Origin of the sequence: Nocardia sp. NBC_00511, assembly GCF_045161165.1 — a bacterium.
In the GTDB taxonomy this organism is placed as follows: domain Bacteria; phylum Actinomycetota; class Actinomycetes; order Mycobacteriales; family Mycobacteriaceae; genus Nocardia.
Window position 1 is genome coordinate 5,981,808 of the sequence record NZ_CP107849.1, and the last position, 25,144, is coordinate 6,006,951.

General features: G+C 68.9%; 1 protein-coding gene (running past one end of the window). It reads right to left on the reverse strand.

Annotated elements, in window-relative coordinates; all coding sequences use genetic code 11:
- Positions 1–25,082, reverse strand: partial view of a non-ribosomal peptide synthase/polyketide synthase gene (locus OG300_RS28080; RefSeq protein WP_405486034.1) — the 5' portion only. It extends 19,042 nt beyond the left edge of the window; 25,082 of the gene's 44,124 nt are visible here — the first part of the coding sequence; the start codon lies at positions 25,080–25,082; the stop codon falls past the left edge of the window.
- Between the last annotated feature and the right edge of the window lie 62 nt (positions 25,083–25,144).

The window sequence follows — 25,144 nt, forward strand, 5'->3', positions numbered from 1 at the left end:
GTGAAGCCGGTGCCGCCGTCCACCTCGGTGCGCAGCACCAGGGTGTTGACGAACATGCCGATCAGATCATCGAGGGCACGCTCACCACGACCGGCGACCGGGGTGCCGATGGCGATGTCGCGCTCCCCCGACAACCGGGACAGCAGCACGGCCAGCGCGGAGTGCATGACCATGAACAGCGTCGCACCGCGGGTGCGGGCGAGTTCGGCCAGCGCGGCGTGGGTTTCGGCGTCGATGTCGAACAGGTGCGTCGCGCCGCGCCCGGAGGCGATGGCCGGACGCGGCCGGTCGGCGGGCAGGTCGAGCTGATCGGGCAGGCCGGTCAGCGCGTCACGCCAGTATGAGATCTGCTGGGAGATCACCGATTCGGCGTCGTGCTCGTCGCCCAGCACCGCGCGCTGCCACAGCGCGTAGTCGGCGTACTGGACTTCCAGCGGCTGCCAGTCGGGTTCGCCGCCGGTGACGCGAGCGCCGTAGGCGGTCATCACGTCGCGGGTGAGCGGGCCCATGGAGAAGCCGTCGGCGGAGATATGGTGCACCACCAGCGCCAGCACGTGTTCGGTGGGGCTGACCTCGAAGAGGGCGGCCCGGAACGGCACGTCGACGGTGACGTCGAAGCCGGTCAGCACCAGCGTCGAGAGCGCCTGCGGCAGTTCGGCTTCGGAGACCTCGACCGGGGTCAGGTCCGGGATGACCTGGCCGGTCGGCACGATCTCCTGGAACGCCTCGCCGTCGACCTCCGGGAACCGGGTGCGCAGCGACTCGTGGCGCGCCAGCACGTCGGCGACCGCGATCTGCAGGGCCTGGCGATCCACCAGACCCGACAGGCGCACCGCCGCCGGGATGTTGTCGATGGCCGATTCGGGATCGAACCGGTTGAGGAACCACATGCGCTTCTGCGCCAGCGACAGCGGCAGCCGCTCCGGGCGCTCCATCGCGGTCAGCGCGAGGCGAGTGCCGGTGCCGGAATGGCTTTCGACGCGCGCCGCGAGTCCGGCGACCGACGAGGCCTCGAAGATCTCGCGCACCCCGATCTGCGCGTCCAGCGCGGACGACAGTCGCGCCGCCACCTGGGTGGCGATCAGCGAGTTGCCGCCGAGGGCGAAGAAGTCGTCGTCGAGACCGACGCGTTCGGCACCGAGCACCTCGGCGAACACCCCGGCCACGATCTGCTCGATCGGGGTCACCGGGGCGCGGAAGACCGCCGCTTCGAACACCGGCGCGGGCAGCGCCTTGCGGTCCAGCTTGCCGGAGGCGTTGAGCGGGAACTCATCCAGCGCCAGCAGCACCGACGGCACCATGTACGCGGGCAGGCTCTCACCGATCTCGGCGCGCACCTTCTCCACGTCCACCGTGTGCCCGGCGGCCGGGATGACGTAGGCGACCAGCTGATCGCCGGTGTGCACATCGCTGCGCACCACGACCACCGACTGCGCCACCGAATCCAGTGCGGTGAGCGCGGATTCGATCTCACCGAGCTCGATGCGCAGACCACGCAGCTTCACCTGGAAGTCGGTACGGCCGATGTAGTCCAGCTCGCCGTCGGCGGTCCAGGTGACCAGGTCACCCGTGCGGTACATGCGCTCGCCGTCACCGAACGGGTTGGCCACGAAGCGATCCGAGGACAGGTCCGGTCGCGCCACATAGCCGCGCGCCAACTGCGCACCCGCCAGGTAGAGCTCACCCGCGACACCCACCGGAACCGGCCGAAGCCGCGAATCCAGCACGTACACCTGGGTATTGAAGACCGGGCGGCCGATCGGCACCGAGTCCGCGTCGGCGTCGATCACCTGGTGGTAGGTGACGTCGACCGCGGCCTCGGTCGGGCCGTAGAGGTTGTGCAGTTCCGCACCGGTCAGCGCGCGCAGCTTGTGCGACGGCTTGGCCGAGAGCGCCTCACCGGAGGCGAAGACCAGCCGCAGGCTGGTGCAACGTGCCGCCGACTCTTCGGCGACGAACACCGCGAGCATGGACGGCACGAAGTGAGTGACCGTCACGCCCTCGGTCGCGATGAGGTCGGCGAGGTACGCCGGATCGCGATGGCCTTCCGGCTTCGCGACGACCAGCTTCGCACCGATCTGCAAGGGCCAGAAGAACTCCCACACCGACACGTCGAAGGTGGCGGGCGTCTTCTGCAACACCACATCATCGGCGGTCAGCCCGTATTCGGCCTGCATCCACACCAGGCGGTTCACGATCGCCGAGTGCGGCACCGCCACACCCTTCGGGCGACCGGTCGAACCGGAGGTGAAGATGACGTACGCGGTGTTGGAATCCCGCAGCGGCGCACGACGATCCGCGTCCGTCAGCGGCGCGGCCGAGTAGTTCGACAGCTCCAGCAGGTCGATGCGCACCTGCGCGGTGTCGACCGGCAGGTCGTCACCGGAGGTCAGCACGGTCACCGGGTCGGCGGTCTCGAGGATGTACTCGATGCGCTCGGCCGGGTGATCTGGATCCAGCGGCACATAGGCGGCACCCGCGACGGCGACGGCGTACATGCCGACAACCAGGTCGATCGAACGCCGCATACCCAGCGCGACAAAGGATTCCGCGCCGACGCCACGCTCGACGAGCCAGCGCGCCAGGCGGTGCACCCGCTCGCCGAACTCGGCGTAGGACAGACTCGTCCCCTCGAAGCTGAGCGCGATCGCGTCCGGAGTCCGCTCGGCCTGCGCCTCGAACATCGCGACCAGCGTCGCCGCGTCGGCCTCACGTTCGTTGAGCACGGCCGCGACATCGAAGTCGGTCCGGTTCCACTGCGAGACAACGAGTTCGCGCTCGGCGGCGTCCACCAGCTCGATATCGCCCACGGCCGCACCGGGTGCGGTGGTGATGGCGGTGAGCACCCGCACCAGGCGGTCGGCGATGCGGCGGACAGCCTCCTCGTCGAACAGATCCCGCAGGTAACCCGCGCGAATACGCAGCCGGCTGTCGAGCTGAGCGATGAGGGTCAGCGGGTAGTGGGTGGCGTCGGCGGCGTCCAGACCGGTGACGGCCATGCCGTCGATATCGGCGGCCTTCGCCCGGATACCGTCCGCGTCAACGGGATACGACTCGAACACCACCAGGGTGTCGAACAGTCCGTTGACACCGGCGGCCGACTGGATGTCGGCCAGGCCCACATAGTGGTGATCGAGCAGATCGGCCTGCTCGCCCTGAGTACGGGTGAGCAGCGCGCTCGCCGCCTCGGCCGGGTCGAAGGCGACCCGCACCGGCACGGTGTTGATGAACAGACCCACCATGGATTCCACGCCGGACAGCTGCGCCGGGCGACCCGACACCGTGGTGCCGAACAGCACGTCGTCGCGACCGGTGAGGCGACCGAGCAGGATGCCCCAGGCCACCTGGAGCACGGTGTTCGGGGTGACGCCGATCTCGGCGGCCAGCGTGGTCAGGCGCGCCGTCGCGGCCTCGTCCAGTTCGAAGAAGTACTCCCCGGACAGTGCCGTGATCTCACGGCCCGCATCGGGACGGGTCAGCAGCGTCGGCTCCGACACCCCGCGCAGCGACTGCTGCCACGCGGCGATCGAGGCCGAACGGTCCTGCTGGGCAACCCATTCCAGGAAGTAGCGGTAGGAGCGCACCGGCGGCAGCACCGACGCGTCGGAGTGCGTGGCGTAGAGCACCAGCAGGTCCTGCATGAGCAGCGGCATGGACCAGCCGTCGAGCAGGATGTGATGGTTGGCCACGGCCAGCTGCCAGGCGTCGGCCGCGGTGCGCACCAGCGTGTAGCGGATGAGCGGCGGCGCGGTCAGGTCGAAGCGCGTGGTGCGGTCGGCGGCGATGATCTCCGCCAGCGCGGCGGCGCGCTCGGTCTCGTCGGCGATGCCGGAAAGGTCGTGCTCGGTCCAGGCGACCCGCACCCCGTCGAGCACCAGCTGCACCGAGGTGCCGGAGGCGTCGGTGACATAGGCGGTGCGCAGGATCTCGTGGCGGTCCATCAGCGCCTGCGCGGCGGTCCGCAACCGGTCCCCGTCCAGGCGGCCGTTGAGGGTCAGCACCGCCTGCGCGGTGTAGACGTCCACCGAGGTGACGGCCAGCTGGGCGTGGAACAGCAGACCGGCCTGTAGCGCGGAGAGCGGCCACACCTGTTCGAGGGAGCCGTAATGCCGTTCCCAGCCGTCGATGTCGCGCTGGGTGATGCGCACCAGCCCGAAGTCGGACGGCGTGTGACCACCGGCCTGCGCGGATTCCGCGTGCCGGGCAACGGCTTCCAGCGCCGCCACCCACAGCGCCGCGAATTCGGCGATCTCGGCGGCCGACAGCAACGTGCCGGGGTAGCCGATATTGGCGGTCAGCTTGTCGCCCATGACGATCGCGTTGACGTCGATCGGCGCCATGGCGGGCATGTCGGCGTCGTAGGCGCCGGCCAGGTCGGCCAGTTCCGCGGCCGGGATCCAGCCGAACCCGCGCAGCGCCTCGGGCACATCGCCCTCGGCGACCCGGCCCAGGTAGTTGAAGCTGACCTGACCCGGCAGCTGCTTGGGCAGCGCCGCGGCGGTATCGGAGTTCATGTAGCGCAGCAGGCCGTAGCCGATGCCCTTGTCCGGCACCGAAAGCAACTGCTCCTTGACCGCCTTGACGGCCTCACTCATGGCCGCGCCACCCGCGAGGGCGGCGTCCACGTCGATGCCCGAGAGGTCGAAGCGCACCGGGAAGATCGCGGTGAACCAGCCGACCGTGCGCGACAGGTCGGCACCCGGCACGACCTCTTCCTCGCGCCCGTGGCCCTCGATCCGGACCAGGGCAGACTTCTCCCCCTGGCCCTTACCGGCACGGAACTTGGCCACCGCCAACGCGAGCGCGGTCAGCAGACCGTCGTTCACGCCACCGTGGAACAGCGCGGGCACGGTGGTCAGCAGCGCCTTGGTGACCTCGGCGGACACCTCCACCTTGTGCTTGACGATGGTGCCGGTGACATCGACGGCGGGATCCATGGCGCGCTCGGTGAGCAGCGGATCCGGACCCTCGACGATCTCGCGCCAGAAGCCGAGCTCGGCCACCCGCTCCTCGGTCGCGGCCTCACGCTCGAGCGCGTGCGCCCAGGTGCGCATGCTGGTGGCGGGCGCGACCAGCTCCGGGGTCTGTCCGGCGGACAGCTGTCCCCAGGCGGTCACGAAGTCCGGCACCAGGATTCGCCAGGTCACACCGTCGACCACGAGGTGGTGGGCGGCGACCACGAGACGACCCGCACGAGAGCTGTCGGACGGTTCCAGCCACACGAACCGAATGACCTGTCCGGCAGCCGGATCCAGCTTGTCGAGAGTGGCATCCAGTGCGGCCGTGGCGATCTCGAACAGCTCGGCATCGCTCACGCCCGCGTCGAACTCGGTGCGGTCGATCAACGCGTCGGCGTCGATGGTTCCCGCGGCAGCGGTCTCCACGATCCAATCCGCGTCCGGCACCCGCCGCAGGCGAGCCCGCAGCATGTCGTGGCGATCGATGACCGCCCCGACGGTGGCCGCGATCCCCGCCCGGTCGATACCGACCGGCAGTTCCAGAGCCATGGTCTGGTTGAAGCGCCCGAACTCGCCGGGACGGCCCGCCATGAACCGCACCACCGGGGTCAACGGCATGACACCCACGCCGCCACCGGGCAGCTCGCTCAGCTGCGGAGCCGAATCATCCTGACCCTCAGCGGTCTTCGCGACAGCGGCCAGCCCCGACACGGTCCGCTGCTCGAACACGTCACGCGGACTGAACACCACGCCGCGCGCCTTGGCCCGCGACACCAGCTGAATGGAGACGATGGAATCGCCGCCCAGCGCGAAGAACGAATCGTCGATACCGACCCGCTCCAGCCCCAGCACCTCGGCGAACACCTCGGCGATGGTGTGCTCGAGCGGATTGCGCGCGGCCCGGAACACCACCTCGGTGGCGAACACCGGCTCCGGCAGCGCCCGGCGATCCAGCTTGCCGACCGGCGTCAGCGGCACCCGATCGATGACCATGATCGAAGACGGCACCATGTACCCGGGCAGTCGCGCCTCGACATGCGCGGTCACCGCGGCCACGTCGATCGAATGCCCCGGCGTGGCAACCACATACGCCACCAGCGAGGTCGCCCCCGCCGGGTTCTTGTGCCCGACGGTGACCGCGAAGTCCACCGACTCGTGCGCCGCCAGCGCGGCGTCGATCTCACCGAGCTCGATGCGGAAACCGCGCACCTTCACCTGGAAGTCGGAGCGGCCGACGTATTCGACCCGGCCATCCGCGGTCCAGCGCACCACGTCACCCGTGCGGTACATCCGGGTCCCCGGCAGCGACGGATTGGCCACGAACCGCTCGGCGGTCAGCCCCGGCCGCGCGTGGTAGCCGCGCGCCAGCTGAATACCCGACAGGTACAGCTCACCCGCGACGCCCACCGGCACCGGCCGCAACCGGTTGTCGAGGATCAACGACTGCATACCCCGGATGGGGCCACCGATGGTAACCAGCTCACCCGGCAGCAGCGCGTCGCTGATATTGGTCATGATGGTGGTCTCGGTCGGACCGTAACCATTGTGAACAGCACGAATCGTGCCGTCCGGCAGTGTCCCCTCTCCAATGGGCACAGCCCACTTCTCCACCAGATCGGCGGGCACGGCCTCACCACCGGCGACCAGGACCCGCAGCGAGTCCAGCCCCGCCGGTCCGAAGGTCGACAGCGCGGCCGGGGTGATGAACGCGTGCGTGGCCTGCTCGGTGCGGATCAGCTCGGAGAGCTCCTCACCGCCGTAGACACCCGTGGGCACCACGACCAGCGCCCCACCCGCGCCGATGGCGAGCAGGAACTCCAGCATCGACGCGTCGAACGACGGCGAAGCGAAATGCAGTGCGCGCGAGGAGGAGTCGAGCGCATAACGCTCGGCCTGCTCGACCGCGAAGTTGGCCAGACCGGCGTGGGTGACCACGACGCCCTTGGGCACACCGGTGGAACCGGAGGTGTAGATGACGTAGGCGGGGTGCTCGGGCGACAGCGGGCGCACCCGCTCGTCGTCGGCGATGGCACCGCCGGAAACCTCTTGCAGGTCCAGCTCGTCGAGCACCAGCCATTCGACCGATCCCGGCAGCTCCGCACGCACCGACGCCACGGTCAGACCGACCGGCGAACCGGAATCGGTGACCATGTGGGCGATGCGGTCGGCCGGGTAGGACGGGTCGACCGGCACGAACGCCGCACCGGTCTTGGACACCGCCCACTCGGCGAAGTACGACTCGTCCGACCGCGGCACGGCGACCGCGACCAGATCCTCGGTCCCGATGCCACGCTCGATGAGCAAGCGCGCCAAGCGGTTCGAGCGCTCGTCGAGCTCGCCGTAGGACAGACTCCGGCCCCGGAACACCACGGCGGTCGCATCGCGATCCAGCGCGACGGCATCCGCGATGAGCGCGGGCAGCGTCCGTGCGGGCACGGCGGGCAGCCCGAAACGGGTGGCCAGATCGGCCCGTTCGTCGAAATCGAGGATGTCGATCGCGCCGACACCGATCTCCGGGTTCGCGGCCACGGCCTCGAGCACCCGCAACCAACGCTGCGCGAACCCGGCCGCGGTGGCCTCGTCGAACAGATCGGTGGCGTAGGTCAGCGCCAGCGCCATCCCGGAATCCTGCTCCGACAGCGTGAACTGCAGATCGAACCGGGAGATCTTCTCGTCGAGATCCAGCGTGGACACGGTCAGGCCCGGCAGTTCCAGGCTGGTGCGATCCAGGTTCTGGAACGCCAGCATGACCTGGAACAGCGGATTACGGGCCTGCGACCGCTCCGGTGCGAGCAGTTCCACCAGCCGCTCGAACGGCACATCGGCATTGCCGAAGGCGTCGAGGTCGGTGTGGCGCACCCGATCCAGCAGATCGGTGAACGATTCGGCGGGCTCGATGCCGGTGCGCAGCACCAGCGTGTTGACGAACATGCCGACCAGGTCGTCCAGCGCCGCCTCGCCACGACCGGCGACCGGCGTGCCCACGGCGACGTCGTCGCCACCGGACAGCCGCGCCAGCAGCACCGCGAGCGCCGAGTGCATGACCATGAACAGCGACGAACCCCGCTGCCGCGCCACATCTTCCAGCGCCGCGATCAGCTCGGGCGACAGCGTCCGCTGCACCGTCGCACCGCGATGCGAGGCGATGGCCGGACGCGGGCGATCGGTCGGCAGCGCCAACTCGTCGGGCACCCCGTCCAGCACCCGCTGCCAGTAGGCGACCTGCCGGGCCATGATCGAGGCCGAATCCTCTTCGGACCCCAGCACCTCACGCTGCCAGACCGCGAAGTCGGCGTACTGCACCGCGAGCGGAGCCCACCCGGGCACCGCACCCTGGGTGCGAGCGGTGTACGCCACCATGACATCCCGCGTCAGCGGCGCCATGGAGAAGCCGTCACCCGCGATGTGGTGCACCACGACGACCAGCACGTACTCGTCCGCACCGGTGACCCGGAACAGCCTGGCCCGCAGCGGAACCTGCTCGGCCACATCGAATCCGAGGGTCGCGAAGGCGGTCACGGCGGCGAGCAGCTCGTCCGCGCCCACGCCGACCGGCCGCAGGTCGAGGGCGATCTCCTCGGCCGGAACCACCACCTGGATCGGCGTGCCGCCGTGCTCCGGGTAGCGGGTGCGCAGCGACTCGTGGCGGCGCACCATATCGGCCACCGCGAGTTCCAGTGCGGCGGTGTCGAGTTCGCCGGACAGGCGAATCGCGATCGGCAGGTTGTAGGCCGCCGAGGAGGTGTCGTACTGATTGAGGAACCACATGCGCTGCTGCGCGAACGACAGCGGCACCAGTTCCCCGGCCGTCCGGGTCCGGGCCACCAGCTTGGCACGTCCCGCGCCGCCGGCGTGCGACTCGATGCGGGCCGCGAGGGCCTCCACCGAACTCGCCTCGAACAGCGTGCGCACCGCGACGGTCGTATCGAGGGCCGCGCCGATGCGCGAAGCCACCCGGGTCGCGATGAGCGAGTTGCCGCCCAGCTCGAAGAAGTCGTCGTCCAGACCCACCCGAGGCAGGTCCAAGACCTCCGCGAACACGGCCGCGACGGTCTCCTGCACCGGCGTCTCCGGCGTCCGGAACGCCCGCGCCTGCACCGCCGGAGCGGGCAGCGCACGACGATCCAGCTTGCCGTTGACGGTCAACGGAATCCGGTCCAGCACCACGATGGCCGACGGCACCATGTACGACGGCAGCGACTCGGCCGCACCGTCACGCACGGCATCGGCGGCGAAGGAGACACCGGCTGTTTCCATTTCGCGGCTCGCCGCGGTCGGCACCACATACGCCACGATCCGCTGATCGCCCGGCTGATCCTCACGCACGATGACCGCGGCCTGCGCGACCCCCGCCTGCGCGAGCACCGCGGACTCGATCTCACCGAGCTCGATGCGGAAACCACGCACCTTCACCTGATCATCGGCGCGCCCGAGGTATTCGAGCTCCCCGAAGCGGTTCCAGCGCGCCACGTCACCGGTGCGGTACAGCCGCTCCCCCGGCACACCGAACGGCGCGGCCACGAAACGCACCGCCGAGAGATCCGGCCGCCCGAGGTAGCCACGCGCCAATTGCGCACCGGCCACATACATCTCACCCGCGACACCCACCGGCACCGGGTGCAGACGGTCGTCGAGCACGTACACCCGCAGACCCGCGATGGCCCGCCCGACCAGCGATCCACTGGCCGCGGCGATGGTGTCCGCGTCGAGCACCCGCACCGACACGTGCACGGTGGTCTCGGTGATGCCGTACATGTTGACCAGGTACGGCGACGAATCCCCGTGCCGCGCAACCCAATCCGACAGGCGGCGCAGCTCGAGCGCCTCACCGCCGAAGATCACGTAGCGCAGCGACAGCGGCTGCTCGTCGCCGGCAGCGGACGCGATGCGGTCCGCTTCAGCCAACTGGTAGAACGCCGACGGCGTCTGGTTGAGCACCGTGACGCCCTCGCGGCGCAGCAGCTCCAGGAACTGCTCCGGCGAGCGCGACACGTAGTAATCGACCACGACCAGCTTGCCGCCGTAGAGCAGCGGCCCCCACAGCTCCCACACCGAGAAGTCGAACGCGTAGGAGTGGAACAGCGTCCACACATCATCCGGCCCGAACCCGAACTCCCGATCGGTATTCGCCATGAGCCGCACCACATTCCGATGCGCCACGGCCACGCCCTTGGGGCGACCGGTGGAACCGGAGGTGTAGATGACGTACGCGACGTGACCGTCGTGCAGCGGCGCGATCCGGTCGGCATCGGTGACCGGCCCGTCGGCCGCGTCCTCGATATCCCCGGCCTCGAGCGAGAACCCGTCCAGCAGCACGGTGTGCAGCTCGCCGGGCAGCTCGATGTGCACCGTCGAATCGGTGATCACACTGGTGGGCTTCGCGTCCTCGAGCACGTACGCGATGCGATCGGCCGGATAGGTCGGGTCGATCGGCACGTAACCCGCACCGGTCTTGATGACCGCCAGCAGCGCCACCGTCAGATCCGCGGAACGCGGCAGCAGCACCGCGACCAGCGACTCCGGCCCCGCGCCCTCCGCGATCAGCCTGCGCGCCAGCACATTCGCCCGCCGATCCAGATCGGCGTAGGTGATCTCCTCGTCGCCGAAGCGCACCGCCACCCGATCCGGGTAGGCGGCCGCCGCCCGATCGAACAGGCTCGACAGCGTCGCCCCGGCCGCCGCGAACGGACTCGCGATGGCGGCGAGCGGATTGGCCAGCACCTCGGCCGCCCCGCCCAGCCCGGCCAACGCCGCCGACTCGGCGGAAACTCCGGCACTGCCGTCCAGCACGGCCTGCTCGGCGGCGGCGACCGCGACGCGCGCGGCCCCCGCCAGCTCGACGATGTCCTCGCCCGCCGAGACCCAGTGCTCGGCCACATTGTGGCGTTCACCCTCGCCCAGCAGATCGATGTCACCGATCAGCGCGGCCGGATCCTCGGCCACGGCGCGCAGGATCCGCACCAGTCGCTCGGCGAAGGAGATGACCGTCTCGGCGTCGAACAGATCGGTGGCGTAGTTCCACGACATGCCCAGCGACCCGTCGGCGCGCTCGCTCACGGTGAGCTGCACATCGAACTTGGCGGTGCCCGCGTCGAATTCGACGACCGCGAGATCCAGACCCGGCAGCGACACCGTGCCCAGATCCTTGGCTCCGACGGCCTCGAAGGTGAGTGCCACCTGGAACAGCGGATGGTGCGCCTGCGAGCGCACCGGGCTCAGCACATCGACCAGCCGCTCGAACGGCACGTCGGCGTGCGCGAAGGCGGCCAGGTCGGTGCGGCGCACCTGCGCGAGCAGTTCGCGGAAGGCGGCGTCCGGCGCGACCTCGGTGCGCAGCACCAGGGTGTTGACGAACATGCCGACCAGATCGTCCACCGCGCGTTCGCCACGACCCGCGATCGGCGTGCCGATGGCGATATCGGTGGCCCGCGACAGCCGCGCCGCCCACGCCGCCAGTGCCGCGTGCACCAGCATGAACAGCGTGACGTCGTGCTCACGCGCGACACCGGTCAGCGCGCGCTGCAGATCGGCGTCGATCGAGAAGTCGTAGGTGCCACCGACATTGGTGGCGATCTCCGGCCGCGGCCGGTCGACGGGCAGGTCGATCTGCTCGGGCAGATCAGCCAGCTGGCGACTCCAGTAGGCGATCTGATCGGCCGCCAGCGACGCGGAATCGCTTTCCGCGCCGAGGATCTCACGCTGCCACAGCGTGTAGTCGGCGTACTGCACCGGCAGCGGCGTCCACAGCGGAGCCTCGCCCGAATGCCGCGCCAGGTAGGCGGTCACCACATCGCGCAGCAGCGGCCGCAGCGACGCGCCGTCCGTGCTGATGTGGTGCATGACCAGCACCACCACGTGCTCGGTCTCCGACAGGCTCAGCACGGTGGCCCGGAACGGCAGCTCCCGGGTGACGTCGAAGTGCACCGACGCCAAAGCCACGATGCGGCCGGTCAATTCGGCCGCGGTGACGCTCTCGGTGCGGACCGAGAAGTCCAGTTCGGCCAGCGGCAGCACCCGCTGGTAGCCGTCTCCCTCGATCTCGGGGTAGATGGTCCGCAGCGCCTCGTGCCGCCCCAGCACGTCGCCGATGGCGAGCTCGAAGGCGTCGGCATCGATCCGGCCGGTCAGCTTGAGCGCGACCGGAATGTTGTTGACGGCGGTACGACTGTCGAAGCGGTTGAGGAACCACATGCGCTGCTGCGCCATGGACAGCGGCACCAGCTCCGGCCGCGCCTGCGGCACCAGGGCGGCCCGCGTCCCGGTTCCGACCCGCGATTCCAGGTGCGAGGCAAGGGCACTCACGGTGCTGGCCTCGAACAGCGTGCGCAGCGGGATATCGGCGTCCAGCGCGGCCGACAGCCGCGCGATGACCTGGGTGGCGACCAGCGAGTTGCCGCCCAGCTCGAAGAAGTCGTCGTCCAGGCCGACCCGATCCAGGCCGAGCACATCCGCGATGGTCCCCGCGACGGTCTGCTGCACCGGGGTCACCGGCGCGCGGTAGGCCTTGGCCGCGAACGCCGGAGCGGGCAGCTGCTTGCGATCCAGCTTGCCGGAGGCATTGAGCGGGAAGGCGTCCAGCACCATGAACGCGGCCGGCACCATGTAGCCCGGAAGCCGTTCGGACAGTGCGTCCTTCACCGCGTCGGTGTCGATGAATCCGTCGGCGGCGACCAGGTAGCCGACCAGCTGCTCGCCGGTCCGCTCGTCGCGGTGCACCACGACCACGGCCTGCGCGACCGACGGCAGCGCGGTCAGCGCCGACTCGATCTCGCCCAGCTCGATGCGCAGACCGCGCAACTTGACCTGGAAGTCGGTGCGGCCCAGGTACTCCAGCTCGCCGTGACCCGTCCAGGTGACGAGGTCACCGGTCCGGTACATGCGCTTACCGGTGGTGAACGGGTTGGCCACGAAGCGATCCGCGGTCAGGTCGGGCCGCGCCACATACCCGGTCGCGAGCTGATCGCCCGCCAGGTACAGCTCACCCGCGACACCCACCGGAACCGGCCGCAGCCGCGAATCCAGCACGTACACCTGGGTGTTGAACACCGGCGCACCGATCGGCACCGAACGCAGATCGGCATCGGTGACCTCGTGATAGGTCACATCGACCGCGGCCTCGGTCGGGCCGTACAGGTTGTGCAGCCGCGCACCGGTCAACTCGCGCAACTTCTGCGCGGTCGGCGCGGGCAGCCCCTCACCGGAGGCGAAAACATTGGTCAGGCTGACGCATTCGGCCGCGGCGGGTTCGGCAACGAACACCGCGAGCATCGACGGCACGAAGTGGGTGACCGTCACGCCCTCGCGCACGATCAGCCCCGCCAGATACGCCGGATCCCGATGGCCTTCCGGCTTGGCCACCACCAGCTTGGCACCGACCTGCAAGGGCCAGAAGAACTCCCACACCGACACGTCGAAGGTGGCCGGGGTCTTCTGCAACACCACGTCGTAGGCGGCCAGCCCGTACTGGGCGTGCATCCACACCAGGCGGTTCACGATCGCGGCGTGGCTCACGGCCACACCCTTCGGCCGACCGGTGGAACCGGACGTGAAGATCACGTAGGCGGTGTTCTCCGGCCGCAGCGGATCCGAACGATCGGCATCACTGAGCGGAGTGTCGACGAAATCGGACAGATCCAGCTCATCGATCCGAACCTGCTGCGCCTCAACACCTTCCAGGTCGTACCCGGAAGTCAGCACGCACACCGGCTGAGCCGTGTCGAGAATGTACTGGGTGCGCTCGGCCGGATGATCCGGATCCAGCGGCACGTACGCGCCACCGGCGACGGTGACCGCGTACATACCCGCGACCAGATCGATGGAGCGGCGCATACCCAGCGCCACAAAGGATTCCGGTCCGACGCCCTCGGAGATCAGCCAGCGGGCCAGCTTCCGCACCCGGGCCGCGAACTCCGCGTAGGACAGACTCGTCCCCTCGAAGCTGACCGCGGTCGCATCAGGCGTCAGCGCGACCTGCGCCTCGAACAGCGAAACCAGCGTCGCCGCAGCACCTTCGGTGATCTCCGGCAGCGCCGCGTCCAGCTCGAACGCGGTCTCGTTCCAGCCGACCAGCAGGCGGTTGCGCTCGCTTTCGCTCAGCAGCTCCACATCGCCCACCCGCTGCGACGGATCCGCGACCACGGCCGCGAGCACGGCGGTGAAGCGCCGCGCGAAGGCATCGGCGTACGCACCATCGAAAAGGTCGGTGGTGTAGACGAGTTCGGCGTCCATCGCGCCGTCCCCGTCGAAGATCTCCGACAGCGTCAGCTGCATGTCGAACTTGGCCGACTGCTGATCGATGCCCAACTCGGCCACCGACAGCCCCGGCAGCTCCAGCGCCGTCCGCCCCAGGTTCTGGAACGACAGCATCACCTGGAACAGCGGGTGCCGCGACTGCGAACGCGCCGGGTTGAGCACCTCGACCAGCCGCTCGAACGGCACATCGGCGTGCGCGAAGGCGGCCAGGTCGCGTTCGCGCACCTGCTTGAGCAGCTCACTGAAGGTAGCGCCGCTGTCCACGGTCGACCGCAGCACCAGCGTGTTGACGAACATGCCGACCAGGTCGTCGAGCGCCCGCTCGCCACGACCGGCCACCGGAATACCCACCGCAATGTCGTCGGTGCCACTCAACCGTGCCAGCAGTGCGGCGAAAGCACTGTGCACCACCATGAACAGCGTGGTGCTGTGCGACTGCGCCACCCGGTTCAGCCCGGCGATGAGCTCGCCCGGCACCTGGAAGCGATGCGTACCCGCGTCGTAGGACGCCACCGCCGGACGCGGCGTCGTCGACAGCCGCAGCTCGTCCGGCAGCCCCGCCAGCGTGCCCTGCCAGTAGTCCAGCTGCTCGGTGATCAGCGAGCGTGGATCCTCCTCGGACCCGAGCACTTCCCGCTGCCACAGCGCGTAATCCGCGTACTGCACCGGCAATTCGCTCCAGCCGGGCGCATCGCCCATGCTGCGCGCCACGTACGCCGTCATCAGATCGCGCACCAGCGGATTCATCGAGAAACCGTCGGCGGCGATGTGATGCGCCACCAGCACCAGCACGTAGTCGTCGGCGGCCAGGCGGTAGGCCCGCAGCCGCACCGCGGTCTCGGCGGTCACATCGAAGCCGCGCGCCGCGAAATCGTAGACCGCGGCGAACAATTCGCCCTCGGTCACGTCCATGACCTCGAGCTCCGGGATCGCCCGCGCGGTCGGCAGCACCTGCTGGTACGCCACCCCCTCGTGCGACGGGTACAGCGTGCGCAGCGACTCGTGCCGCGCCACCACATCGGCGATCGCGCCGCGCATGGCGTCGAGATCCAGTGTGCCGGTGAGCCTCACGGCCACCGGGATGTTGTTGGCGGCCGACTCCGGATCGAACCGGTTGAGGAACCACATGCGCTGCTGCGCGAGCGACAGCGGCGGATACTCCGGCCGCGTCCGCACCGCGAGCGCCTGGCGCACACCGGTTCCCGCGTGCGACTCCACCCGCGCGGCCAGCGCCGCCACCGTCGGAGCCTCGAACAGCGCGCGCACCCCGACCTCGGCCTGCAAGGCCGCCGAGAGCCGCGCCACCACCTGGGTGGCGACCAGCGAGTTGCCGCCCAGCTCGAAGAAGTCGTCGTCCACACCCACCCGGCCGACGCCGAGCAGGTCGGCGAAGATCTGCGCGATGATCTCCTCGATCGGAGTCGAGGGCGCACGGAACCGCTTGGCCTCGAACACCGGCGCGGGCAGCGCCTTGCGATCCAGCTTGCCCGACGCGTTGACCGGGAAGTCGTCCAGCACCACGAGCGCCGCCGGCACCATGTACCCCGGCAGCGACGCGCTCAGCGCCGCCTTCACCGCGTCCACGTCCACCACGGCGTCGGACTCACGCACCGCGTAACCCACCAGCTGGTCACCCGCGTGCGGATCCGACCGCACCAAGACCACCGACTGCGCGATACCCGGCTGCGCCAGCAGCGCCGCCTCGATCTCACCCAGCTCGATGCGCAGACCGCGCAACTTCACCTGGAAGTCGGTGCGGCCCAGGTACTCCAGCTCCCCGTCCGCACTCCACGCGACCAGGTCACCGGTGCGGTACATGCGCTGACCGAACGAGAACGGGTTGGCCACGAAGCGATCCGCGGACAGATCCGGCCGCCCCAGGTAGCCCCGCGCCAGCTGATCACCCGCGAGATAGAGCTCACCCGCGATACCCGGCGCGACCGGGTGCAGGCGTGCGTCGAGCACATAGGTCCGGGTGTTCCACACCGGTCGCCCGATCGGCACCAGCGTCACATCCGCGTCGGTCACCTCGTGATAGGTGACATCCACCGCGGCCTCGGTCGGACCGTAGAGGTTGTGCAGCCGCGCCCCGGTCAGCTCGCGCAACTTCTGCGCCGTCGGCGCGGGCAACGCCTCGCCGGAGGCGAACACCTGCCGCAAACGCGGTGCGGCGACAGCGGATTCACCGCTCTCGTTACCCAGCGTGGCCACGAACACCGACAGCATCGACGGCACGAAGTGCGCCGTGGTGATGCCGCGCTCGGCGATGACCTGCGCCAGATACACCGGATCCCGATGCCCGTCCGGCTTCGCGACCACCAGCCGCGCCCCGGTCTGCAAGGGCCAGAAGAACTCCCACACCGACACATCGAACGTCGCCGGGGTCTTCTGAAGAACAGCGTCGTCCGGACCGATCGGGTACTCGTGCTGCATCCACAGCAACCGGTTCACGATCGCGCCGTGCTCGACGGCCACACCCTTGGGGCGACCGGTCGAACCGGAGGTGAAGATGACGTAGGCGGTGTGCTCGGGCCGAATCGCGCCTCCGCGTTCGGCATCCGTGACCGGCGCGTCGGAGTACGCCTCCAGATCCACCGCGTCGATCTCGATCACCGGCACATTGCGCCCGGTCATGAAGTCATCGCCGCGAGTAGTCAGAATCGCGACCGGCCGCGCGGTACCAAGCACGTAGTCGATGCGCTCAGCAGGCTGATCCGGATCCAGCGGCACATACGCGCCACCGGCCTCCAGCACCGCGTACATGGCCACAACCAGATCCAGCGAACGCCGGATCGCCAGGGCCACATGCGATTCCACGCCCACACCCTGAGCGATCAGCTTGCGCGCCAGCCGGTGCACCCGCCCGGAGAACTCGGCATAGGACAGACCTGTCCCCTCGAATTCCACCGCAGGCGCATCACTGCTGGTCAGAGCCTGCGCCTCGAACAGCGAAACCAGCGTCGCCGCTTCGCCTTCCGGCAGCGCGGGCAGCACCGAGCCCAGGTCGAACCCGGTCTCGTTCCACTCGTCGAGCACCTGCTCGCGCTCGTCCTCACCCAGTACGTCGATATCACCGAGCGGCCGATCCGGCTCCGCGACAACAGCTTCCAGAATCAGGTCCAGACGACGCGCGAACGCCGCCACCGTCTCCTCGTCGAACAGATCCAGCGCGTAGGAGAACTCCGCGGACATCCCCGCGTTCTCGCCCCGCTCACCGGCGGTCTCCTGCAACGTGAGCTGCAGATCGAACTTGGCCAGACGAGCGTCGTAGTCGATGCCGTTGACCGACAGCCCCGGCAGCTCCAGACTGGCCTGCCGAGTGTTCTGGAAGGTCAACATCACCTGGAACAACGGATGCCGCGACTGCGAACGAGCCGGGTTCAGCACCTCGACCAACCGCTCGAACGGCACATCCGCATGCGCGAACGCGTGCAGGTCGGTGTCGCGAGCACGCGCCAGCAGATCGGCGAAGCTCTCGGTGCCCTCCACCTCGGTGCGCAGCACCAGCGTGTTGACGAACATGCCGATCAGGTCATCGAGGGCCGCCTCACCACGACCGTGCACCGGGGTGCCGATCGCGATATCGGAGGTCCCCGACAACCGGGCCAGCAGCACCGCGAGCGCACTGTGCATGACCATGAACAGCGACGCGTTGTGCTTGCGCCCCAATTCCACCAGCGCCCGCTGGGTTTCGGTGGAAATGACGTACTGGTAGGTGCCACCCCGGTAGCTGGCCATCGCCGGCCGCGCCCGGTCGGCGGGCAACGCCAACTCCTCGGGCAGATCGGCCAGCGCCTGCGACCAGTAGTGAATCTGCTTGGAGATCAACGACTCCGGGTCGGTCTCCAGACCCAGCACCTCACGCTGCCACAGCGCGTAATCGGCGTACTGCACCGGCAGTTCCGCCCAGGTCGGAGCCTCCCACGAGGTACGAGCGGCATACGCGACCATCACGTCACGCGCCAGCGGCCCCATCGACCAGCCATCGGCCGAGATGTGGTGCACCACCATGCCGAGGATGTACTCGGACTCGCTGATCTCGAAAAGCGCCGCGTGCAAAGGCACTTCGTCGGTCACGTCGAAAGCCATCGACGCCAGCTCGACCAGATGGTCGATCAGATTGTCCTCGGTGACCGGCACCGGCGTCAGATCCGGCACGATCTGCGCCGCGTCCAGCACCAGCTGCACCGGCCCGTACGGGGTCTCCGGGAACACCGTGCGCAACGATTCGTGGCGATCGATCACATCGATCACCGCGACCTGCAACGCCGCCACATCGAGCTCACCCGAGAGCCGCATGGCCACCGGAATGTTGTTCACGGCCGACGCGGTGTCGAACCGGTTCAGGAACCACATGCGCTGCTGCGCAAGCGAAAGCGGGACATCGGCGGGCCGTTCCCGCGCCACCAGCGCCTTGCGCGCGCCCGCGCCCACCTGCGACTCCACCCGGGCCGCCAGCGCGGCCACGGTCGGCGCCTCGAACAGCATGCGCACCGGCACCTTGGTGTCGAGCGCGGTACCCAGGCGCGCCGCCACCTGCGTCGCGACCAGCGAGTTGCCGCCGAGCTCGAAGAAGTCGTCGTGCGCGCCGACCCGGCGGTCATCGCCGAGGTCGAGCACATCGGCGAAGATCTGAGCGACGATCTCCTCGATCGGGGTGGCCGGAGCCTGGAACTCCCGCACCTCGAACGTCGGTGCGGGCAGCGCCCGCCGATCCAGCTTGCCGTTGGGGGTCAACGGAATCTCGCGCACCACCACGTACGCGGAAGGCACCATGTAGGGCGGCAGATTGCGTTGCAGCGCGGCCTTGACCGCGTCCAGATCCAGCACCCCGCTGGTCGGAACCAGGTAGGCCACGATCTGATCGCCGAGGCGACCGTCCGGACGCACGATCACCGCGGCCTGACCCACCTGCGGGTGCGCCAGCACAGCGGCTTCGATCTCGCCGAGCTCGATGCGGAAACCACGCACCTTGACCTGGTCGTCGGCGCGACCCAGGTAAACCAGGTCGCCCTCGACGCTCCACTTGGCCATATCGCCGGAGCGGTACAGCCGGGCCCCGGCGTCACCGAACGGACTGGCCACGAAACGAGCCGCCGACAGATCCGGCCGCCCCAGGTAACCGCGCGCCAATTGCTCACCGGCGACATAGATTTCACCCGGCACACCCACCGGCACCGGCCGCATCCGCTGATCCAGCAGATACACCCGCAGCCCCGGAATGGCCTGGCCGATGAGACTCCCGTTGGCCGCCGCGACCGCCTCGCGATCGAGCGGACGGTAGGTGACGTGCACCGTCGTCTCGGTGATGCCGTACATGTTGATCAGCTGCGGCGCATCGTCCGCGTGCCGCGAGTACCACTCGTTCAGACGCCGAAGCTCCAGCGCCTCACCGCCGTACACCACATACCGCAACGCCAGCGGCTCACCACCGGAACCGGCAGCCCGATCCATCTCGGCGAGCTGATAGAACGCCGACGGCGTCTGGTTGAGCACCGTCACCCGCTCCTCGCGCAGCAGCTCCAAGAACTGCTCCGGCGAACGCGACGTGAAGAAGTCGACAACCACCAGGGTGCCGCCGTACAGCAGCGGTCCCCACAGCTCCCACACCGAGAAGTCGAACGCGTACGAGTGGAACATGGTCCACACGTCGGTCTCGTCGAAGTGGAACCAGGCCTCGGTGTTGTCGAAGAGCCGCACCACGTTCCGGTGCGGGATCAGCACGCCCTTGGGGCGGCCGGTCGACCCCGAGGTGTAGATGACGTAGGCGATATTGCCCGGACGCAGCGCGGCCCGGCGCTCACCATCGGTGATCGGCGACGAATCCCGCTGCTCCAGTTCGGGATCCGCGACATCGAGCACGGGAACCGCTGCGGGCAAGGAGATCCCGTGCCGCGCGGTGCTGACCACGCAGGCCGGATCGGCGTCCGAGAGCATGAATTCGATGCGCTCGGCCGGATAGGTCGGGTCGACCGGCAGGTAACCGCCGCCCGCCTTCAGCACGGCCAGCAGCGCCACCACCAGCTCCGCGGAGCGCGGCAGCGCCACCGCGACCAGGGTGTCGGGTCCGACGCCGACCTCGATCAGCGCCCGCGCCAGTCGATTCGCGCGCTCGTCGAGCTCGCCGTAGGTCAGCCGCTCGCCCTCGAAGACGACGGCGGTGCGTTCCCGATGCCCCTGCACGGCGGCGTCGAACAGGTCGAGCAGCGTGCTCTCCCGCGCGACATCCGCACCGGCGGAGGTCCACACGTCCGCGACCAGCGCCCGCTCGGCGGAGTCGAGCAGTTCGATATCGCCGATGATCTGGCTCGGATCATCGGTGACCGCGGTCAGCACCCGCAGCAACCGGGTCACGAGCGCGGAGATGGTCGACTCGTCGAACAGGTCGGTGGCGTACTGCGCGACCGCCTCGATGCCCTGCAATTCGCCTGCGGGACCGCGCTTCTCGGTCAGCGTCCACTGCAGGTCGAACTTGGCGATGTCGACATCGACTTCTTCGGCGTTGATCGTCAGCCCCGGCAGTTCCACCGAGGCGTGCGCCATCTCCTGGAAGGAGAGCATCACCTGGAACAGCGGGTGCCGCGACTGCGAACGCGCCGGGTTGAGCACCTCGACCAGCCGCTCGAACGGCACATCCGCGTGCGCGAACGCCGAGAGATCGGAATCCCGGATGCGCGCGAGGAAGTCGCTGAACCGCTCGCCGCCGTCGACCTCGGAGCGCAGCACCAGGGTGTTGACGAACATGCCGATGAGGTCGTCCAGCGCCTCCTCGCCACGGCCCGCGACGGGCGTGCCGACCGCGATGTCGCCGGTGCCGCTGGACCGCGCCAGCAGCACCGCGATGGCCGCGTGCGTGATCATGAACAGCGTGACGCCCTGCGCCCGGGCCAGCTCGGAGAGGCGGCGGTGCAGGTCCTCGTCGATATCGAAGCGCACCCGCGCGCCACCGAAGGTGGGCTCGGCCGGGCGTGGGCGATCCGACGGCAGATCCAGCTGATCCGGCAAGCCCGCCAAGGTGTTTCGCCAGTAGGCGATCTGACGGGCGGCCATGGATTCCGGATCGGACTCCGCGCCCAGCAGCTCGCGCTGCCAGATGCTGTAGTCCGTGTACTGCACGGGCAGCGGCAGCCAGCCCGGCTCGGACCCACCCACGCGGGCCAGGTAGGCCGCGATCATGTCGCGGGCCAGCGGGCCGAAGGAGAAACCGTCCGCGGCGATGTGGTGCACGACGAACGCCACCGCGAGCTCGGGTTCCGCGGTAGTGCCCTCGATGCGGTAGACCCGCACCCGGATCGGCAGTTCGCGGGAGACATCGAAGCCGGTCGCGGCGAATTGCGCCAGCGCGAACGGCAATTCGGCCGCACCGATGTCGACGATCTCGATGTCGAGGTCGGCGTCCTCGATCGGGATCACCTGCTGGACGCCGCCGTCACCGGACTCCGGGAAGACGGTGCGCAGCGATTCCTGCCGCGCCACCACGTCGGTGAGCGCCGGTACCAGCGCCTCGAAATCGACGGTGCCGCGCAGCCGCAGCACGAACGGCAGGTTATAGGTCGGGACGGTCGGATCGAACTGGTTGAGGAACCACATGCGCTGCTGCGCAAGGGAAAGCGGCACCCGCTCCGGACGCTCCTGCGCCACCAGCGGCAGCCGCCCGGACACCTCGGACGGCCCCGCGGCCTCGACCCGCGCGGCCAAACCGGCCACGGTCGGGGTCTCGAACAGCGCGCGCACACCCAGTCGCGTCGAGAACGCGGCCGAGATGCGGGCCACCACCTGGGTGGCGACCAGCGAGTTACCACCCAGATCGAAGAAGTTGTCGTCGATGCCGACCCGGTCGTGGCCGAGCACATCGGCGAACACGCCCGCCACGATCTCCTCGGCGGCGGTGCGCGCGGCCCGGTAACCGGCGGCGTCGACGCTGAAGACCGGCTCCGGCAACGCCTTCCGGTCCAGCTTGCCGGAGGTGTTGAGCGGGAACGCGTCCAGCACCATGATCGACGCCGGAACCATGTAGGACGGCAGTTTCTCGGCGGCGAAGCGGGTCAGCTCGACCGGGTCGATGCTCTGACCGGGCACCGGCACCACGTAGGCCACCAGTTGCTGACCGGTCGCGGTGTCCATGACCAGTACGGCGGCCTGGCTGACCGCGACATGCGCGAGCAGATCGGTCTCGATCTCACCGAGTTCGATGCGCTGACCACGGAACTTGACCTGGAAGTCGGTACGCCCGATGTACTCCAGCGCGCCGGATTCATTCCAGCGCACCAGGTCACCGGTGCGGTACATGCGTTCACCGCTGGGTGACAACGGATTCGCCACGAACCGATCCGAAGTCAGATCCGGGCGGCCCTTGTACCCGCGCGCCAGCTGACGGCCCGCGAGATAGAGCTCGCCCGCGGCACCGATGGCGGCGGGTCGCAAGCGCGAATCCAGAACGTAGACTTCGACATTCCATTCGGGCACACCGATCGGCACCGTGACGGTGTCGGCGGCGGTGTTCTCCCAATAGGTGACCGAAACCGCGGCTTCGGTGGGACCGTAGAGGTTGTGCAACCCCGCGTCGGTGATCTCCCGGAAGCCCGCGCCGGTCTCCGGCGGCAGCGCCTCACCGATCACGAAAACGTAGCGCAGCGAAGCACACTGGGCGCGGGTCGCGTGCGCGACGAACACCGTCAGCATCGACGGCACGAAGTCGGTGACCGTGACGCCGTGGCGCTCGATCATCTCCGCCACGTACAGCGGATCCCGATGCCCGTCCGGGGTCGCCACGATCAGCTTCGCGCCGACCAGCAGCGGCATGAAGTAGCCCCACAGCGACACGTCGAACGTGGTCGCCGTCTTCTGCAGGTACACATCGTCTTGCGACATCGGATACTCGTCGAGCATCCACAGTTCCTGGTTGACGATGGCGTGATGGGTGACCGCGACGCCCTTGGGCCGACCGGTCGAACCCGAGGTGTAGATGACGTAGGCGGTGTTGTCCGGCCGCAGCGGGGACAGGCGATCCGCGTCGGTGACCGGCTCGGCGGGCCAGTCCGACACGTCGAGGGTGTCGATTTCCAAGCGCCGCACGGTCTCCGGCAGCTCGAGCTCGTCGCGCTCGGTGGTCAGAACACAGACCGGTGCCGCGGACTCGAGGATGTATGCGGTGCGATCGGCCGGGTGATCCGGGTCGATCGGCACGTACGCGCCACCGGCGCGCAGCACCGCGTGCATACCGATCACCAGCTCCAGCGACCGCCGCATCCCCAGCGCCACAAGCGATTCCGGACCGACACCATCATCGATCAGGAACCGGGCCAGCCGGTTGACGCGCTCGCCGAACTCGGCATAGGTGAGCTGCTCACCCTCGAACTCGATCGCGACATTGCCCGGGGTCAGCGCGATCTGCTTGTCCAGCAACGCCGGAAGCGTCGTGACCGGCACCTGGTGGCCGGAATCGTTCCAGTCCAGCAGCGTGCGGTCGCGCTCGTCGGAGGTGGTGATCGGCAGACCCCACACCGCCCGCCCGGCGTCCGCGGCCAGGAACCGGTCGAAGAACTCCAGGAACCGCGAATGATGGCTCTGCGTCTCGCCTTCGGAGTACAGATTCGGGTTGGTCTCGAAATCGATGTGATTCCGGGTGCCCTTCACCGACTGATAGAAGTTGACGCCGAGATCCTCGATGGAACCGGTCGACAGCACGCTGTACTCACCGGTGATGTCCCCGAGCACGACCTCGTTGTGGAACAACATGATGTTGACCCACGGACCGAAGAACTGCGACCCGACCTCACCACCGGTGAACTCGCCCGCACCGGCCGCACGGGACGCCTCGGCGCTGTCGCGGCGAATGTCCTCGGCACGGTAGCGCTGATGGCGCAGCGCGCCCGACACCGCGACGGTGACCTGCGCGAGCAGCTCGGTGACGGTGGTGTCGTGGCCGACTCGCAGCCGCAGCGGCACGATATTGGATGCGGCGCCGCCGGATCGGCGCATGATCGCGGTGGTACGCGCGGTCACCGGCAGGCTGAGGATGACCTCTTCATTACCGGTCCACTGCGCGAGGTAGGCGGCGAAACCGGCGATCAGCAGCCCGGCGGGCGAGGACTCGTGGCGGGCCACGGCCGCGTCCAGCAGCGAGGTCTGATCGGTGGTGAGGGCGCCGTTGGCGACCCGGTTGAGAGCGGCCGGCGCGGCGGAGCGCCCGGCGAGGCTGGTGCCGTCCTCGAGGCCGGCGACCCGCTCGGCCCAGTACTCCTTGTCCGCTTTGAAGCGGCTGCTCTCGCGGTAGGTGAATTCCTGCTCGACCAGCGTGGGTAGGTCGGTGAGCTTGTGCGGTGCGGGTTCGGTGCCCTTGACGAACGCGGTGTACAGCTCGGCGACCCGGGTCAGGTAGGTCACCGCGCCGAAGCCGTCGAGGACGATGTGGTGGATGCGGGCGTACCAGTAGTAGTGCCCATCGGCCAGTTGCAGCATGGCGGTGCGGATCAGGCGGTCGCGGGTCAGGTCCAGCGGCGTGCTGTACTCGTCCCGCATCCAGGCCTGCGCGGCCGCGGCCGGGTCTTGCTCGGCACGGAAGTCGACGTGGTAGATGGTGCGATCGAGCGAGTAGTCGACCATCTGCATCGGCTCGCCGTCACGCTCGACGATGCGCAGGAAGCCGGAACCGAACTCCTCGGAACCACGAACCATGGCTCGTTCGAGCAGTTCGATGTCGAGTTCTCCGCGCAGCTCCACGTACTGAGCGATATTGATCGGTACCTGCGGATCCAGGTGCTGGGAGTACCAGATACCGAGTTGCGCGGGCGACAGCGGGAACAGCTCGCCCGATCCCGGTGCGATTTCGCTGCCAGCATCGCCGTTGCCGCTGAAATCCAGCCGGTCCAACCCAAACCTCGCTTCCGGAGCACCGCACCGCGCAGCGCTCCCCGCAGAAAACCCGAACAGGA